Annotated in this window: 15 protein-coding genes, 1 tRNA gene and 1 other RNA gene; 5 read left to right on the top strand and 12 right to left on the bottom strand. The window is 61.8% G+C overall.

The window, feature by feature from the left end:
* Positions 1-151: 151 nt before the first annotated feature.
* Positions 152-237 (bottom strand) — tRNA-Tyr (locus AC2A1F_RS02945).
* A gap of 173 nt (positions 238-410) precedes the next feature.
* Between AC2A1F_RS02945 and rlmB the strand changes: the two genes are divergently transcribed.
* Positions 411-1226 carry a 23S rRNA (guanosine(2251)-2'-O)-methyltransferase RlmB gene (rlmB, locus tag AC2A1F_RS02940; protein WP_484207268.1) on the top strand — a complete coding sequence of 272 codons (816 nt, stop codon included), beginning with the start codon at positions 411-413 and terminating at the stop codon, positions 1224-1226.
* Positions 1227-1279: 53 nt separating this feature from the next.
* Entirely contained in the window at positions 1280-2137 is an 858-nt protein-coding gene (locus AC2A1F_RS02935; RefSeq protein WP_484207267.1) for a hypothetical protein, read from the top strand.
* Between the two features lie 108 nt (positions 2138-2245).
* Here the strand turns inward: AC2A1F_RS02935 and AC2A1F_RS02930 are convergent, their stop codons facing one another.
* Positions 2246-2518, bottom strand: a complete 273-nt coding sequence (locus tag AC2A1F_RS02930) for an HU family DNA-binding protein (protein ID WP_292630998.1) — start codon at positions 2516-2518, stop codon at positions 2246-2248.
* A gap of 205 nt (positions 2519-2723) precedes the next feature.
* The gene (lon, locus tag AC2A1F_RS02925) at positions 2724-5129 is read right to left on the bottom strand and encodes an endopeptidase La (RefSeq protein ID WP_484207266.1); all 2406 of its coding nucleotides are present in this window, start codon (positions 5127-5129) and stop codon (positions 2724-2726) included.
* Positions 5130-5341: 212 nt separating this feature from the next.
* On the opposite strand from lon, the gene AC2A1F_RS02920 reads away from it, so the two are divergent.
* Positions 5342-6376 carry a hypothetical protein gene (locus AC2A1F_RS02920; protein WP_484207265.1) on the top strand — a complete coding sequence of 345 codons (1035 nt, stop codon included), beginning with the start codon at positions 5342-5344 and terminating at the stop codon, positions 6374-6376.
* Between the two features lie 91 nt (positions 6377-6467).
* Here the strand turns inward: AC2A1F_RS02920 and AC2A1F_RS02915 are convergent, their stop codons facing one another.
* The 6 genes from AC2A1F_RS02915 to hrpB all read right to left on the bottom strand — a co-directional run bounded on the left by AC2A1F_RS02915 (position 6468) and on the right by hrpB (position 13105).
* Positions 6468-7550, bottom strand: coding sequence for an MlaA family lipoprotein (locus tag AC2A1F_RS02915; protein ID WP_484208154.1), 1083 nt, complete (start codon positions 7548-7550; stop codon positions 6468-6470).
* Positions 7551-7661: 111 nt separating this feature from the next.
* Positions 7662-7997: a YbaB/EbfC family nucleoid-associated protein gene (locus tag AC2A1F_RS02910; protein WP_484207264.1), complete on the bottom strand. Its 336-nt coding sequence runs from the start codon at positions 7995-7997 to the stop codon at positions 7662-7664.
* Complete coding sequence (locus AC2A1F_RS02905) at positions 7994-9886, bottom strand: DNA polymerase III subunit gamma/tau (RefSeq protein WP_484207263.1); 1893 nt, start codon at positions 9884-9886, stop codon at positions 7994-7996. The genes AC2A1F_RS02910 and AC2A1F_RS02905 overlap by 4 nt, the downstream gene beginning before the upstream one ends.
* A 162-nt stretch (positions 9887-10048) precedes the next feature.
* Positions 10049-10143: signal recognition particle sRNA small type (gene ffs, locus AC2A1F_RS02900), an RNA gene on the bottom strand.
* Between the two features lie 112 nt (positions 10144-10255).
* Entirely contained in the window at positions 10256-10534 is a 279-nt protein-coding gene (locus AC2A1F_RS02895) for an ETC complex I subunit (protein ID WP_292631007.1), read from the bottom strand.
* Positions 10535-10567: 33 nt separating this feature from the next.
* A complete protein-coding gene (gene hrpB / locus AC2A1F_RS02890) occupies positions 10568-13105 on the bottom strand; it encodes an ATP-dependent helicase HrpB (RefSeq protein ID WP_484207262.1) in 2538 nt (845 codons plus the stop codon).
* 98 nt (positions 13106-13203) lie between these two features.
* Between hrpB and AC2A1F_RS02885 the strand changes: the two genes are divergently transcribed.
* On the top strand, positions 13204-13350 hold the full coding sequence (locus tag AC2A1F_RS02885) for a hypothetical protein (protein ID WP_484207261.1): 147 nt from the start codon (positions 13204-13206) through the stop codon (positions 13348-13350).
* A gap of 2 nt (positions 13351-13352) precedes the next feature.
* Here the strand turns inward: AC2A1F_RS02885 and AC2A1F_RS02880 are convergent, their stop codons facing one another.
* A complete protein-coding gene (locus AC2A1F_RS02880) occupies positions 13353-14369 on the bottom strand; it encodes an aldo/keto reductase (RefSeq protein WP_484207260.1) in 1017 nt (338 codons plus the stop codon).
* Positions 14370-14388: 19 nt separating this feature from the next.
* Positions 14389-15402, bottom strand: coding sequence for a polyprenyl synthetase family protein (locus tag AC2A1F_RS02875; RefSeq protein WP_484207259.1), 1014 nt, complete (start codon positions 15400-15402; stop codon positions 14389-14391).
* A 104-nt stretch (positions 15403-15506) separates the two neighbouring features.
* Between AC2A1F_RS02875 and AC2A1F_RS02870 the strand changes: the two genes are divergently transcribed.
* A complete protein-coding gene (locus AC2A1F_RS02870) occupies positions 15507-15797 on the top strand; it encodes a chorismate mutase (RefSeq protein WP_484207258.1) in 291 nt (96 codons plus the stop codon).
* A gap of 92 nt (positions 15798-15889) precedes the next feature.
* Here AC2A1F_RS02870 and AC2A1F_RS02865 read toward each other — a convergent pair whose 3' ends face one another.
* On the bottom strand, positions 15890-16357 hold the full coding sequence (locus AC2A1F_RS02865; protein WP_484207257.1) for an Lrp/AsnC family transcriptional regulator: 468 nt from the start codon (positions 16355-16357) through the stop codon (positions 15890-15892).
* Between the last annotated feature and the right edge of the window lie 56 nt (positions 16358-16413).

Here is a 16413-nt window from a genome sequence, read left to right as displayed (position 1 = left end):
TCCGCCTTATCGCGCGGGACCGTGACATTTGGCCGTCAGCGCGGTGATGAGCATGCTGTCCCGCTGTCCGAACCAGGGCAGCAGAGCAAATAACGGCATCATAGTTGGGAGGCGCACGGCCTGCAGCCTGCATAGCTCAACGAGCAATTAGTGGTGGACAGGGCTGGATTCGAACCAGCGTACGCTCTCGCGGGCAGATTTACAGTCTGCTGCCATTAACCACTCGGCCACCTGTCCACACCAGTGCTGCCGGTGCCGGATTTCTTCGAAAAGAAAGCCGGATTTGCTAGTCTCCGAAGAGACCGTCCGGCCGAGAGGCGGTCCCTTTGGCGAAGCGGCACTTGCCTGTCAATGGGCAGGCTGGCATGCGCGGCATGAAAATTTCATCGAATTTGCGAAAAGGTGCCCCAATGCCGCGTCACGACGATCAACCCAAAGGCCGCGCGCTGCGCGGGCGTGCCGGACGCAACAAGGGCGGTCGGGGCTCCGGGCGCGGCAGTGCCGGGGCTATTCGCCTGTGGGGCCGACACGCCGTGGAAGCCGCGCTCACCAACCCGAACCGCGATGCCAAGAAGCTGTGGGGCACGCGTGAGGCGATTCAGGCCATGCTGGATCATCACGATGCCGAACTGCCTGCTACCCTGCCTGTGGAATACGCGCAGGCAGCCGATCTGGGGCGGCTGGTCGCCAAGGATGCGCCGCATCAGGGCCTCGTGCTCGATTGCGCCCCACTCGATGACGTCGTGCTTGACGATATTCTGGATGAATCCGATGGGCGCACCATAGTCCTGCTCGATTCGGTCACCGATCCGCACAATGTCGGCGCAATTCTGCGGTCCTGCGCGGCCTTTGATGTCGCCGCGCTGATCACGCAAGACCGCAACTCGCCGCCCGAGTCGGGCACGCTGGCCAAATCTGCCTCGGGCGCGCTTGAAGTAGTGCCGTGGGTGCGGGTGGTAAACCTTTCGCGCGCGCTCGAACGGATCAGCGAGGCGGGTTACTGGCGCATCGGTCTGGACGGCGATGGCAAGGCCGTGTTCCCCTCTGCGGTCCCTGCAGGCCCGGTCGCGCTTGTGCTGGGGGCCGAAGGCGAAGGCTTGCGCCACAATGTTGCACAGCATTGCGATGCCATAGCGCGGCTGCCCATTGCCTCTTCCATCGAAAGCCTTAACGTCTCGAACGCTGCGGCCATCGCGCTCTATGCGGTCGCCACCCGCGAAGGTTGATAACACGCGAAGGCTGATCTTGTGCAAAGGCTGATTTGCTGAAGGGGGCGACGATGCGCACATTGAAGTTCGGATTGGCGATCACGGCAATGCTGCTTCTGGCCGGGTGCCTGCTCCTGCCCGGCAAATTCACTTCAGCAATCGATTTGCGCAAAGATGGCGCGTTCAGCTTCACCTATAAGGGCGATATCCATGTCCTCGCCCTGTCAAAAGTTGCCGCCAGCGAACGCTCCCGCACGAGCGCGGATGCCAAGTTTGAACCCTCCCTCTGCTACAGCCCCAATTCTGGCGATGAGCAGGAATGCTCGGCAGAGGAACTGGCCGAACAGAAAAAGGCATGGGAAGAGGACATCGAAGCCAGCAAGGTCGCCTCTGCCGAAAAACGGAAGTCTGACGAGCAGATGATGAAGACTATGCTCGGCGGGATCGATCCGACCGATCCGCGCGCAGCGCAGGAATTTGCCGACCGTTTGCGCCGCCAGAAAGGCTGGAAATCGGTCGTCGACAAAGGCGACGGCCGGTTTGAGGTTGAGTATTCCATCGCTGGAAAGCTAGACCATGATTTCAGTTTTCCTACTGTGGAAAAGCTGCCGATGGTCACACCGTTCATCACGATGATGCGGCGAGCCGATGGCGGTGTGCGCATTGATGCGCCAGCTTTTGCCAGTGCTCCGGCCGGAGCACCCTTCATGGGCATGGCCGCCGCCATGGCCGATGGCAAAAACCAGAAGGCAGAGGCCGAAGGCATGCCGGTGCTTGATGGCGTACTCACGCTCACCACCGATGGCGATATTCTGGCCAACAATACCGATGATGGCCCCGTGGCCAGCACGACGGGCAAGATGCTGAAATGGCAGGTCAATGCTCGTGCCAAAGACGCACCAACGGCATTGATCCGCATCACGCCCTGATCGATCAGGCAAGCCACATGCTGCACAAAAATGCCGCGCCGATGATAATCACCAGCGCGGCTTTTTGTGCCGAAAGTCAAAGGCGGGAGATCGCCAGTATCGCGGCGCTCAGTTCACCGCGTCCTTCAGCCCCTTACCAGCCTTGAACTTGGGCTGAGCCGATGCCTTGATCGCCATTGGTTCACCAGTGCGCGGATTGCGGCCGGTAGACGCCTTGCGCTTGGCCACCGAAAACGTGCCGAAACCCACCAAGCGCACTTCGTCGCCCTTGGCCAGCGAACCGGAAATCGATTCAAACACGGCCTCAACCGCCTTGGTCGCATCACTTTTCGAAAGGCCGCTGATATCGGCAACTGCGCCGATCAAATCGTTTTTGTTCATTGCGAACTCCCTAGTTTCTTATCTCGGGATTGATACATTGAGTCGAATTGCGAATGGCTCAAAAGAAGCCCAGAAACCGCGCTCTGTCAAAGACTAAAGCGGTAATTTGGCTCTAATCAACCATGTAAACCGGCGGACTTGCACAAAAATGCAAGCGCGCAAGCACGGACCGTGCTTGCGCGCTTGCCGCTTGCCGCAAAGCCGATCAGTGCGCCGTAGGCACCGCCCCAACCGCACTTGGCGCTGCCATTGGCTGCGAAGCCAGATCATCAGCCTCGGTCCATTCAATCGCCTGCGGCACACTGATAAGCGCTCGTGCCAGCACCTCATCCACATGCGACAGCGGGATAATCTCAAGGCCTTCCTTGATGTTGGCCGGAATCTCGGCAAGGTCCTTGCGGTTCTCTTCCGGGATCAGGACGGTCTTGATGCCGCCGCGCAGCGCTGCCAGCAGCTTTTCCTTCAGGCCGCCAATCGCCAGCACGCGCCCGCGTAGCGTGACCTCACCGGTCATCGCCACATCGGCTCGCACCGGAATGCCGGTGAGCGTGGAAACCATTGCGGTCACCATGCCGATGCCCGCACTCGGCCCGTCCTTGGGCACCGCGCCTTCGGGCAAGTGGATGTGCAGATCCTTGCGGTTAAAGATCGAAGGTCGGATGCCATAGGCTGGGCTGCGCGCCTTGACGAAGCTGAACGCCATCTGCACGCTCTCGCTCATCACTTCGCCCAGCTTGCCGGTGGTCTTGACCGCACCCTTGCCGGGCACCGTCACGCTTTCGATCGTCAGCAGTTCGCCGCCCACTTCGGTCCATGCCAGACCTGTGACCGCGCCGACCTGATTCTCCTCGTCGGAAACACCATGACGGAACTTGCGCACGCCTGCATAGTCGGCAAGATTTTCAGGCGTGATTGTCACGCTTTTGGTCTTGCCTTCAAGGATTTGCCTAAGGGACTTGCGGGCAAGCCGGGCTACTTCGCGCTCCAGCGTACGCACACCGGCTTCGCGCGTATAGTACCGGATCAGATCGCGCAATGCCTCGGTTTCGAGCGTAAATTCGCCCTTCTTAAGACCATGCGCTTCCACCTGCTTGGCGATCAGATGCCGCTCGGCAATCTGGACCTTTTCATCCTCGGTGTAACCCTCAAGCCGGATGATCTCCATGCGATCGAGCAGCGGCTGCGGCAGGTTCAGGCTGTTGGCCGTGCAGACGAACATCACGTCTGACAGGTCAAGGTCCAATTCCAGATAGTGATCCTGGAATTTCGAATTCTGTTCCGGGTCCAGCACTTCAAGCAGCGCCGACGCCGGATCACCACGGAAGTCCTGCCCCAGCTTGTCGATTTCGTCGAGCAGGAACAACGGATTGGACGCACCAGCCTTCTTGAGGTTGGTCACGATCTTGCCCGGCAGCGAGCCGATATAGGTGCGCCGATGGCCGCGAATTTCAGCCTCATCGCGCACGCCACCCAGCGATTGGCGCACAAACTCACGCCCCGTTGCCTTGGCAATGGACTTGCCCAGCGAGGTCTTGCCCACGCCCGGCGGGCCGACGAGGCACAGGATCGGACCTTTAAGCTTGTTGGTGCGTGCCTGCACCGCCAGATACTCGATGATCCGGTCCTTGACCTTGTCGAGCGCATAGTGATCGGCATCCAGCACAGCTTGCGCTGCTGGAATATCGCGCTTCAGCTTGCTGCGCTTGCCCCATGGCAGGCCCAGCAACACATCAAGGTAATTGCGAATGACGGTCGCCTCGGCGCTCATCGGCTGCATGGTCTTGAGCTTTTTCAGCTCAGCCTGCGCCTTGGCCTTGGCTTCCTTGGAAAGCTTGAGTTTGTCGATCTTGTCCTGCAGTTCGGCAATCTCGTTGGCCTCTTCGCCATCGCCGCCGCCCAGTTCAGATTGGATCGCCTTCAACTGTTCGTTCAGATAATATTCGCGCTGGGTCTTTTCCATCTGGCGCTTCACGCGGCCACGGATCTTGCGCTCCACTTGCAGCACGCCCAGTTCGCCCTCCATGAAGGACAGCACCATTTCCAAGCGCTTCATCGGATCGACTTCGGTCAGTACGGCCTGTTTGTCTGCCACCTTGGCCGCAAGGTTGGCGGCAACCGCGTCAGCCAGCTTGCCCGCGTCTTCGATATCGCCCAGCTGGCCGCCTGCATCCTGCGGCAGCTTCTTGGAAAGCTTGGCATATTCGGCAAACTGATCAACGACCGAGCGCATCATGGCCGAAATTTCAGTGCCTTCCGCGATCACCGGGTCTTGCTGCTCAACTTGCGCCACCAGCATCACACCATGCGATGTCGTTTCTTCGCGCAAGTTCTGCAGTGACGCACGTTCACGCCCTTCGACCAGCACGCGCACCGTTCCATCGGGCAGCTTCAGCAGCTGCAGCACGCTGGCGATCACGCCGGTATCGTAAAGGTCATCACGATCAGGATCATCGCAGCCCGGATCAAGCTGCGCGAGCAGGAAGATATCCTTCGATCCTGTCATCGCGGCTTCGAGCGCCGACACGGATTTTTCACGCCCGACAAACAGCGGCACAACCATGCCGGGGAACACCACAATGTCGCGCAAGGGGAGCAGGGGATAGAGATTCATGGGCACTTTGTTTCCGTCCTGCCGGGCACGCCGCCCGACGCTTTCCGGGGATATGGGGACCACATGCGCGCGCCGCAATGCCTTTGCCGACATCGGTTGTGGATCATGCCCCAAAAGGCCCCGGCATTTCCGGCCGGTTTGCCTCGTGTAAACCCAATCTTAGGTATGTTCCCGCAAAGCTGCCGTTCAGCCACCCGGGACCCTAGCCAGACATGCTCAGAACACGGACAACGCTGATCATCGGCGCGGGTGCGAGCATGGAGCTGCAATTCCCGTCGAACGCCGAATTGCTGGCCCGCGTGATCCAAGGCTATGATTTCAAACGCAGCGGGTCGGAAACCTCTACTCGCGATGGCCAGTTGCTGCTGCGCAACATTTACAAGCTGGCCGAGCGCCTGAACAAGCCAGTCGAGGAAGTGGCTGTTGCGGCAGAGCGTTTGCGCAATGCCTGCCGTCTTGGCCGGTCCATCGATGCCGTGCTCGAACAATACGATCACGATCCGCTGGTGCTGGCCTGCGGCAAGCTCGCCATCACCTTTTTTATTGGGCAAGCCGAATCCCGCTCCAGCCTTAAAGATGCGCCGCGTTTGCCAGGCGAACTTCCGCTGCAAGGCAAGGTTGCCGAACACTGGATCTACCAACTGGGCCAGTTGATAACCTCGGGCGTTCCCCGCAGCAAGATCGGCGAAGCGCTGGAACTGCTGACAATCGTCAACTTCAACTATGACCGGTCGGTCGAACACTTCCTGCCCTATGCGCTGGTCATGGCCTATGGCATTGAGTTGAAGGAAGCGCGCGAGGTGATTGCCGACAAGCTCGACATTATCCACCCGCACGGCACGATCGGACGCCTGCCCTGGCAAAAGGGCGAAGCCGCGCAGGCCGAATGGGGCGTTGAACAGCCGTGGAACATCCACAACATTGCCTCGCAACTCTCATCGCTGACCGAACGCCGCGCGGATCGCAACGCAGTGCGCGACATTCGCCTCGCCGTGGCAACCGCACAGCGCATCGTGTTCCTCGGTTTTGGTTTTCAGCCGCAAAACGTCGATTTGCTGTTCGAAAACGCGCTGTCGCACAACCCTGATGTGCTTGTTTCCACCCATGGCGTCAGCACCGGCAACGTTGCGACGATATCACTGATGCTGCGCCGTCTGTCCGGGCTGGAAAGTGATAGTCAGCTGATGCTTTCCCCGGGCAAGGCATGGGAAGTGCTGCGCGACTATTCGCTGCTGCTGGAAAGCTGATTGCACCGCCGCGCGCAAGAAACCCCAAAACCCAAACCCCCGCTTCCCCGCGAAGGCGGGGACGCATGGAAGGTTTGCTTGTAAACCGCGCTCAGCGCCCCAAAGGCAGCGGCTGCACCACAGGTTCGCTGATGAACTGCACCGGCGCGGGCTCTGCAGGCGCAACCGGCTCGTCACCAGCCACAGCCTCGGGCATCACCGGCGGCGCGGTCCGCGTCAGTTCCGGCAGGATAATCGTGCCCTCTTGCTGATAAACAGCTTTGCCCTTCAACGCATCGATCTCAGCCTGCCGCGACTTCAGGTAAAGCTCGCGATAACTGGCATAAGGATTTGATTCCTCGCGAATACGCTTGAACAGTTCATCGTTCTCAACCCGCTCATCCAGCGAGCGGATCACGAAACTGCTGGTGACAAAAGCAGGCGTGCGCAAAGGCCCGCCCACCGCGAACGGCATCAGAAACCGGTCGATCGTCAACCCGATCACATCACGCAAGGTCGTCGGCCCAACCAGCGGCAAGAACATGTATGGCCCCGGGCCAATGCCGTGATACCCAAACGTCCATGCAAAACCATTGCGCCGATATGGCAGGTTAAACGGTTTTGCCTTGGCCACATCGATCAACCCTGCTGCCCCTACAGTGGAGTTGAGAGCAAAGCGGCCCAACGTCTCCAATGCCTTGCCCGGCTTTAATTGCAGCAGGAAATTCAGCGCCACCACCGGCTCGGTCAAGTTGCGCAGCACGTTACGCAACCCCGTGCGCACGGGCTTGGGCAGCACATCTTCATAGACCATCGCGATGGGCGCGATCACCGCATCGTCAACCGCCTGCACCGCATCATACGATACCTGGTTGATTGCCTGCATCGGATCCTGCTTCGGCGTGCGTTCTCCCGACACGACAATCGCCGTCTCCTCCTGCTCGATCTGGTCGAGCGAAGGCGCATCCGGCGGAGTTTCACCGAATTGTGGCATGGGCAGAGTCACAGGAATAGTGACGGTAGCTTCTGGCAGGGCTTCTGCAGATTGCCCCGCGCCCAAGCCAGAAGCTTGATCTGGCACGGTCGGCGCACTTGCCGCTTCTTGCGCATAGGCCGTGCTGACCCCGGCGCTGACCATTTCTGCCGTCACGCCTCCGGGCACGGAAAGCAGAGCGGTGCTGGCAAGCAGGGTCACGCTCAAGCAAAAATTCCAATCTGATGCATCAATTTGTCCGGCTCGCCATGCCCCTCAACCCTTGTGATCGCAAGCCGTTCCCCAACGGTGCGGACCAGCCCAATCTGGCATTCAGAACGGCAGCTTGAAACCCGGTGGAATGCCCGCAGCCATCTGCACTTTCTGCATTTCTTCAGAAGCAGCGGCATCGGCCTTGCCGCGCGCGTCATTAAACGCTGCTGCCACCAGATCTTCCAGAATGCCCTTTTCCGAAGGGGCCAGCAGGCTGTCATCAATGCTGACGCCAATCACGCGGCCCTTGGCGGTTGCGCGGATCTTCACCAGACCGCCGCCTGCCGCACCTTCAATCTCGATGTTGTCGAGTTTGCCTTGCGCATCCTCCATCTGCTTCTGGATGGTCTGCGCCGCCTTTTGCGCGGCCTGAATCATTTCTTCCATCGACTTCATGCGCGTTTGCTCCACGGTCTCTTTTCGTGCTCTCGCGAGCTACTTTCATCCACGATCACCGCGCCCGGAAAAGCTTGCAGCGCAGCCTTGACCAGCGGGTCCTCCTTCATCGCCGCATCTGCCGCCGCAACCTTGGCTGCCTTGGCTTCCTCAAGGCTGGGCTGCGCCTCACCTTCTCCGCGCTCGACAGCCCAGACTTCGCCGGTCACGCTGTTCAACGCGCGCCGAATATCCGCCACTGGATCGCCGGGCAAGCCCGGGACCAGTTGATACCGCAACAATCCCTGCCGCAGTTCCACCACGCGCACACCCAACCGCATGGTCGATCCGACCAACGGCGAAACATGCTCAACCTGTTCAACCAGCGCTTCCCAATCCGCACCAGCGCCCGCCGCCGCAGCGGCTTCGGCCACCGGGCCTGACGTGCTGGCGCCTTCGCCTGTCGTCGCCGCATTCGTCATTGGAATCGCAGGCCGTGAAGCCAGTTCCTCCAGCTTTTTCACCAGCCCACCCGGATCGGGCATATCGGCCGCGTGCATAACCCGAAGCAGCGCCATCTGCGCCGCCACCAGCGGATCGGGCGCAGTCTTTACTTCCTCATAGCCCTTGAGCAGCAGCTGCCACAGCCGGTGCAATTGTCCCGCCGTGAGCGCCTTGGCCCAACCCTCCAGCGCCTCACGCTCCTCGGTGGAGCGAACGTCCGGCCCGACGCCACCGATCTGCGTCACGGTCACGCGGTGGATCACGTCCATCTGCGCGCGCATCATCGCGATGGGTTCAATCCCCAGCGCATATTGCTGCGCCACTTGCGCCAGCACCAGATCGCCTTTGCCCGAAAGCACGGCCTCCAGCAGACGGCGCTGCATGGTCTTGTCAGCCAGACCCAGCATCTGGCGCACCTGTTCGGCGCTCACCCGCGTCTTGCCATCCTCGCTGCCTACCAGATCGGCGTGGCTGATCGCCTGATCGAGGATCGACAGCCCATCGCGCACCGATCCTTCGGCCGCCGCTGCCACCATCGCCAGCGCCTCGTCCTCAGCGTCCACGCCTTCCTTGCCGCAGATCATCGCAAAGTGGCTGGCCAGCAGTGGCGCAGGAATACGCTTCAGGTCAAACCGCTGACAGCGCGACAGCACCGTAACCGGCAGCTTATCCACTTCGGTGGTCGCAAACAGGAACTTCACATGCGCAGGCGGTTCCTCAAGTGTCTTGAGCAAGGCATTGAACGCATTGCGCGACAGCATGTGAACTTCGTCGACGATATAGATCTTGTAGCGCGCCGATACGGCAGCATAGCGCACCGCCTCAATAATCTCGCGCACGTCATCAACGCCGGTGTTCGATGCCGCATCCATCTCGATCACATCGATGTGCCGCCCTTCGGCAATCGCGCGGCAAGGCTCGCACACCCCACACGGGTCGATGGTCGGCCCGCCCTGCCCGTCCGGCCCGATGCAATTGAGCGCCTTGGCGATCAGCCTAGCGGTCGACGTCTTGCCCACTCCGCGCACGCCGGTCATCAGGAACGCGTGGGCCAGCCGGTCCCGCCGGATTGCGTTGGCCAAAGTCTGCACCATCGCATCCTGCCCGATCAGTTCGGAGAACGTCTGCGATCGATACTTGCGTGCCAGCACGCGATAGGGCTGCACAGCGGGCGCTGTGACTGCGGGTGTGGCTTTGAGCGCTACAGCAGCAGGCGACTCAACAACCGGTGGCGGCGCAGCTTCCTGCACAACCTCGACGACCGGTTTTGGCGCTGGCTCAGCGGGAGCCACCGGTACCGGATCGCCGAACAACGACACCTGCCCCGCCGCTTCCAGTTCAGCAGCAGAAGGCGTGTTCTCCTCCTCAATCGGAGGGTCGCCAAACATATCGGGGGAATCGGCCATTGTTACACTAGGTAAGCGCTAAGCCTGCGAATGTCGAATGTCCCAAGCGGCCGAAACGGTGGATTGACGCACCTGATGGAACGAGAAAACCTGCCCGGACCGGTCCCGACACGCCGGGTCGCGCTGGTCCGCACGATCATGCAGCAAGGCACCGCACTGGGGGATAAAGGAGCCGGCCGACCCGCCGCAACCCGTTGTGGCTGCTTCCTTCCGGACCTGACCAGGTTGGCGGACGCAAACGTCCGACCGACTCCCGGCGCGGCATATGGCTGCCAAGCGGGCGCTTGTCCAGCCCCCAGTTGCCTTCTCTCCCCTCCCGCTAGCGGCAGGGGTCAGGGGTGGGCATTCCAGCCCTACCCAACCCTGCGATCAGCGAAAGTTATCCGCGTAGCTCTGCAGCTTTAACTTGCGTGGGGGCGTCGGGATCACTCGCGCTTCAATCCCATAGCGATCGGCATAGGCCTGCGCCTCGTCCTGCGAAGCAAACGCCAGCACAACTTGCGCCTGCGTATCGCCAGAGCCTGCCCAGCCCATCAGCGGGTCCGGTCGCTTGGCCTCGGCCGGTTCGAATTCCAGAATCCAGTCGCTGGTCCGGGCCTTGCCGGACTGCATGGCGTTTTTGGGGCGCTGATAAATTCGTGCTGACATAGGCATGCGCTTGCACACGAATCAGGGCACAAATCAAGTCCGCTTTTGCGCGTTGAAGGCGTTCTTGGTCTTCAGGCTCGGGTCCTCGGCCCACGGTTCATCCGGCCAGCGGTGGCGGGGATAGCGCCCCTTCATATCCTTCACCACATCGCGCCACGATCCGCGCCAAAATCCCGGCAAATCCGCCGTCGTCTGGATCGGCTTGGCACCGGGACTGGTCAGGCTCAGCAGCAGTGGCCTTGGCGGTTGCCCCACGCACGGATGCCGGTCCAGCCCGAACAGCGCCTGCACGCGCAGTTCCACGCAAGGCCCACCTTCATGTCCATAATCAATGGCATGGCTGGTCCCCGCCGGAGAGCGGAACTCTGCCGGAGCCAGCCGGTCCAACGTCTGCTTCTCATTCCAGTCGAGCCGGTTCGCCAGTGCTTCATGCAACTTGCCCGCACCAATCTCCAAATCGCGCCGCCCGGTCAGCAAGGGCCGCAACCATTCTTCCAGCCTATCCAGCAACGCAGCTTCGGAAAGCGCCTCAAGTCCGGCGTACCCCGCCCGCACGATCAGCGCCTTGGCCGCATCGCCCAACGGCAACAGGTCCAGCCCACCCTCGCGCACCACCTCGATCAGCTTTGCAGCCACCGCTTGTGCATCGGGCTTGGGATCAGGCACCCGCGCCAGCACAATCGCCCCCAGCCGCCGCTCCAGCCGCGCTTCCACCCGACCGTCGCCGGCATTCCACGTCAGCGCGTGCCGCTCCTCGATCCGGTGTGAAAGATGGCGCGTAACCTCCTCATCGGTAAGCGCAATCGCCGCCGTAATCCGCGCGCCCTTTGCTTCCCCTTGCGCATCGCCAATCACCAGCCATTTCGCTGTGGCGAGCGGCGATGCGGCATCCAGCCGACACCCGCGCCCGCCTGAAGAGAGCCACTCCTCCCCCGTTGCCGACCGCGCCCGCGCTATCCGTTCGGGAAAGGCTTCGGCAAGCAAGACGCCTAACGGCACCTCGCGTTCGCATCCTTCGACAAGCTCAGGATGAGCGGATCTGATGTTGGAACCCCGCTCATGCTTAACCGACTTCCTGTTTTGATCCCGCTCATGCTGAGCTTGTCGAAGCACCCTGCCAGCCAGCTCCGCCCAACGCCCCGCCAGTTTCCGCGAACCTTCGGCCCGCCCTCCCCGCTCGCGCTCCCAGCGCTCCAGCCGCTGCGCCAGATCCTCGCCACGCCCGCCAAGACCACGCTCCTGCAGCAGCAGCGCCAATCGCGCCGCTTCTTCCGCCTGCCCCCGCTCTGCCGCAAAAAGCAGCATGTGCGACAACGCCGGCTCCATCGGCAGCCGCGCCATCGCCCGGCCATGCGGCGTTATACGCCCGTTGTGATCGAGCGCGCCCAAGGCCGCCAACGCCCCCCGCGCGGCCGCCATCGCCGCGACTGGCGGAGGATCAAGCCAAGCCATCGCCGCCACATCACCCGCGCCCCACTGCGCCAAAGTCAGCGCCAAAGGAGCCAGGTCGCTCGTCACCACCTCGGGCGGATCGAACGCCGCACGCCCCGCATGCGCCGCCTCTTCCCACAAACGATAGGCCACGCCCGGCCCCTGCCGCGCCGCGCGCCCCGCCCGTTGCGCGGCTGAGGCCTGACTGGCCCGCGTGGTAACCAGCCGCGTCACGCCTGCCGCCTTGTCAAACTCCGCCCGCCGCGAAAGCCCCGCATCGACCACCACCGACACGCCATCCAGCGTCAGCGAGGTCTCGGCAATGCTTGTCGCCAGCACGATTCTGCGCCGCCCTTGCGCATCACGCCGGATCGCCGCGCGCTGCCCCGCCGGTTCCACCTGCCCATGCAATGGCAGCATCAGCGCTTGCGGCAACCGTTCGCTAAGCAAATCCGCCGTCCGCTCGATCTGTGCCACACCGGGCAGGAACGCAAGGATATCCCCCGTCTCTTCGCGCCACGCCGTCTGGATCGCAGACGCCATCGCCGCCTCGATCTTCACATCAGGCCGCGCGCCCAACCATTTGACCGTCAGCGGATGCGCCTTGCCCTCGCTCTCCACCACCGGCGCGTCGCCCAATAACGCTGCAAAGCGCGAACCATCAATCGTGGCAGACATCACCACGATCCGCAGATCCTCGCGCAACACCCCTTGCGCTTCTACCGCGAGCGCCAGCCCCAGATCACTGTCGAGATGCCGCTCGTGCGCCTCGTCAAACAGCACCGCCGAAACGCCCTGCAATTCGGGATCGTTGAGGATCGTTGAAACAAAGATCGCCTCGGTCACCACCAGCACCTGCGTTTTCGCAGAGCGCTTGGCATCCAACCGCGTCACATAGCCCACGGTGTCGCCCGCTTCCTCGCCCAGCAATTCTGCCATCCGGTCCGCCGCCGCCCGCGCCGCCACACGGCGGGGGGACAGCACCATGACTTGTCCGGTGCACCACGGCTCTGCCAATAACGCTGGAGCCACTGCCGTCGTCTTGCCAGCCCCCGGCGGCGCGATCAGCACCGCGCTTGGCCCTGCCCGCAATGCGGCGAGCAGGTCTGGCAAAACGGCATGGATCGGAAGGTCGCTCACGCCCTGCGCTTTACGGTTCATCGCCTTGCATTGGCAACACCTGCGCCGTTCGTCGCGCGCCGCTTCGCATCAGTGCCGTTTGGCGATAAGGCTGCACAATGAAAACCACGCTGGAATTCGTGGTGGCGCTGACCACCGGCCTGCTGTTCAGCGGAGCCATGATCGGCGCGGCCATCCTCGGCATCGGCGCGGTATGTGGCGGCAGCTTCTGGTTGCTATGGCGACGTTTCGGCCGCCGCAAGTAAGCTCACCCCATCGGATAGGGAATAGCGCGGCTCACCTTGTTGATTGCCTTCATCACATCATCGGGCAGGACCAGATCGGCAGCGGCAAGGATGGCATCAAGCTGCGCTTCCGCCCCAACGCCAACTATCGTCGAGGCGACAAAATCATGCTGCTTCGACCACGCCACCGCCATCGTCACCGGATCAAGCCCGGCCTCCGCAGCCACCGCCATGAACCGCTCAGTCGCTTCCAGCGTGCGCTCATTCACGAAGCGCTGGCCCATCTGCGCCTGCCGCCCTTCCATCGCCAGATAGCGTGAAAAGCGCGCGCCTTCGGGCCGCGCCCCGCCATTGTACTTGCCCGAAAGCACCCCGCCCGCAATCGGCGAATAGGGGATCAGGCTCACCCCCTCCATCCGGCATACTTGCGCCAGTTCATCCTCGAACCGGCGACTGTTCAGGCTGAAATTGTTCTGGATCGTCTGATAGCGGACCGTCCCCAGCTTTTCCGCCGTGGCGATGGACTTCATCAGCCCCCAGCTAGTCTCGTTCGAGCAGCCAGTAATCCGCACTTTACCCACGCGCACCAGCTCGTCGAGCACTTCCATCGTCTCGTCATAGGGCGTGTCGTGGTCGGGCCAGTGCGTCTGGTACAAGTCGATGTAATCGGTGCCCAGCTTGGTCAGGCTGGCGTCGATCGCTGTCTCGATGTTGCGCCGATCCAATGCAGTCATGCCATTGCGGCAGGGCGAGCGGAACCACACATGGCTCGGCCCCGAAACCTTGGTCGCCAGAATGATCGCATCGCGCGGCTTGGTTTTCAGCCACTTACCCACGATCTCCTCGGTCCGTCCTACCCACTTGATATCGGGTGGCACCGGATACCCTTCGGCGGTATCATAGAAATTGATGCCCGCATCGTAGCTGCGGTCCAGCACGCGCAGCGCTTCGGCCTCGTCCACCTGGCTGCCGAAGGTCATCGTCCCCATGCAGATGTCGGAAACGACGATGGCCGAACGGCCCAGACGGCGATGCTGCATCAGGTATACTCCGGGTAGGTCAGAACCGGCGCGCCACCGCAAACAGCGCGGCTTCGGTCATGGCAGACTTGGCCGCGCTTGCCGGGAAACCGGCAATCGCGTCAATCGCGCGCTGCGCATACATCCGCGCGCGTTCACGCGTGGCATTCACCGCATCGTGCCGCCGGATCAGCTCAATCGCATGGGCAAGATCGGCGTCGGATGAGCGATCTCCGGCAATCGCTTCTTGCCAGAACCCGCGCTCTTGGGCGTCCCCGCGCGCATAGGCCAAAATGACCGGCAGAGTCATCTTGCCCTCGCGGAAATCGTCGCCTTGATCCTTGCCCATTTCGGTAGCATCCGAATCATAATCTATCGCATCGTCTGCCAGCTGGAACGCAATGCCCAGATTGCGGCCATAGGCATCAAGCGCCAGCTCGTCCGCCTCAGGACGCTCAGCCACCACCGCAGCAATCCGGCAAGCCGCGGAAAACAGCGCCGCTGTCTTGGCCGCGATAATGTCCAGATACATTTCCTCGGTCGTCTCGATCTGCCGCTGCGCTACCAGCTGGTCAACTTCACCTTCGGAAATAACCGCCGATGCGTTTGACAGGATGCGCAGAACCTTCAGCGAGCCATCCTCGACCATCAGTTCAAAGCTGCGGCTGAACAGGAAATCGCCCACAAGCACCGTGGCCGGATTCCCATAAACGATGTTGGCGGTCTTCTTGCCGCGCCGCATGTCGGACCCGTCAACCACATCATCGTGCAGCAACGTGGCCGTGTGGATGAACTCAACGGCTGCTGCCAGCTTGTAATGGCGGCTGCCGCCATAACCCAGCAGCGATGCGCTCGCCAGCGTCAGCATCGGGCGCATCCGCTTGCCGCCCCCGGCAATCAGATGCCCGGCCAGCGTCGGGATCAGCGGGATGCGTGATTGCATGCGATCAAGGATCACGGCGTTGACGCTGTTCATGCCTTCGGCCACGAGGGCCATCATCGGCGTAAGCGAAGGTTCCGCCTTGCGCGGCAGGGTATGTACGGTAGCAGTCATGTCGTCTGTTCGCTTGGCGGCAAGGGCGGCGCTTGGCAAGATGCATCTTGCGCTGTAGCGGCGCACAGAGACCATTTGACACGTCCGTAGAGCAAGGATTCAAGATGAGCGAAGATCCGGTTCTGGCAGGCTATCGCCAGTCCATCGACAATATCGATGCAGCCATGATCCACATCCTCGCCGAACGTTTCCGCATCACGCAGGCCGTTGGCGCGCACAAAGCCGCCAACAAGCTCCCCGCATCCGATCCCGGCCGCGAAGAACGCCAGATAGCCCGGTTGCGCCGCTTGGCCGAGGACGCGAAGCTTGACCCGGAATTCTCCGAAAAGTTCCTGCGCTTCGTGATCGAAGAGGTCATCCGCCACCATGTTCAGGCGGCGGGTTCGGCGAACTGATTTGTTGTAGCTGATGTACACGCGCCCCCGCCTTCGCGGGAGAGCGGCACTACATAGGGGAAAAAGCGACGCAATCTGCGCGTCGCCCCCACTCAATCCTCCAACGGCACCCCCGGCACCTGCTTAGCCGTGCGAATCGTAAGCGATGTCTTTACGCTGGCCACATTGGGTGCAGGCGTCAGTTTGCTGGTCAGGAATTCCTGAAAGCTCTGCAGATCGCGGCTGACGATCTTCAGGATGAAATCGATCTCGCCATTCAGCATGTGGCATTCGCGCACTTCGGGCAGGGTGCGCATGTGGTCTTCGAACTGGCGCAGCGATTCCTCAGCCTGGCTCTTCAGGCTGACCAGCGCGAACACCGTGATCGCAAAACCCAGTTTCGATGGATCAAGATCGGCGTGATAGCCCCGGATCACGCCCGCTTCTTCCAGCGCGCGCACGCGGCGCAAGCACGGTGGCGCCGTCAACCCGACGCGCTGCGCCAGTTCGACATTGGTCACGCGGCCCTCTGCCTGCAGTTCGGCAAGGAGCTGCCGGTCAATACCATCAAGGGTTGCCATGTTCGTGTTCGTTCGTCCGTTTCGTCAAAGCCCGCTCGGGCGAGTCGGAAAGAAGC

This window comes from Novosphingobium sp. HNCC26BN242, from assembly GCF_057180525.1.
This window is presented reverse-complemented; position numbering and strand designations above follow the sequence as displayed.

What these genes read in the sequence shown, in the direction of transcription:
- rlmB (WP_484207268.1), top strand. Translation starts at nt 411, where the DNA reads ATGCCGCGTCACGACGATCAACCCAAAGGCCGCGCGCTGCGCGGGCGT.
- AC2A1F_RS02935 (WP_484207267.1), top strand. Translation starts at nt 1,280, where the DNA reads ATGCGCACATTGAAGTTCGGATTGGCGATCACGGCAATGCTGCTTCTG.
- AC2A1F_RS02930 (WP_292630998.1), bottom strand. Translation starts at nt 2,518, where the DNA reads ATGAACAAAAACGATTTGATCGGCGCAGTTGCCGATATCAGCGGCCTT.
- lon (WP_484207266.1), bottom strand. Translation starts at nt 5,129, where the DNA reads ATGAATCTCTATCCCCTGCTCCCCTTGCGCGACATTGTGGTGTTCCCC.
- AC2A1F_RS02920 (WP_484207265.1), top strand. Translation starts at nt 5,342, where the DNA reads ATGCTCAGAACACGGACAACGCTGATCATCGGCGCGGGTGCGAGCATG.
- AC2A1F_RS02910 (WP_484207264.1), bottom strand. Translation starts at nt 7,997, where the DNA reads ATGAAGTCGATGGAAGAAATGATTCAGGCCGCGCAAAAGGCGGCGCAG.
- AC2A1F_RS02905 (WP_484207263.1), bottom strand. Translation starts at nt 9,886, where the DNA reads ATGGCCGATTCCCCCGATATGTTTGGCGACCCTCCGATTGAGGAGGAG.
- AC2A1F_RS02895 (WP_292631007.1), bottom strand. Translation starts at nt 10,534, where the DNA reads ATGTCAGCACGAATTTATCAGCGCCCCAAAAACGCCATGCAGTCCGGC.
- AC2A1F_RS02885 (WP_484207261.1), top strand. Translation starts at nt 13,204, where the DNA reads ATGAAAACCACGCTGGAATTCGTGGTGGCGCTGACCACCGGCCTGCTG.
- AC2A1F_RS02880 (WP_484207260.1), bottom strand. Translation starts at nt 14,369, where the DNA reads ATGCAGCATCGCCGTCTGGGCCGTTCGGCCATCGTCGTTTCCGACATC.
- AC2A1F_RS02875 (WP_484207259.1), bottom strand. Translation starts at nt 15,402, where the DNA reads ATGACTGCTACCGTACATACCCTGCCGCGCAAGGCGGAACCTTCGCTT.
- AC2A1F_RS02870 (WP_484207258.1), top strand. Translation starts at nt 15,507, where the DNA reads ATGAGCGAAGATCCGGTTCTGGCAGGCTATCGCCAGTCCATCGACAAT.
- AC2A1F_RS02865 (WP_484207257.1), bottom strand. Translation starts at nt 16,357, where the DNA reads ATGGCAACCCTTGATGGTATTGACCGGCAGCTCCTTGCCGAACTGCAG.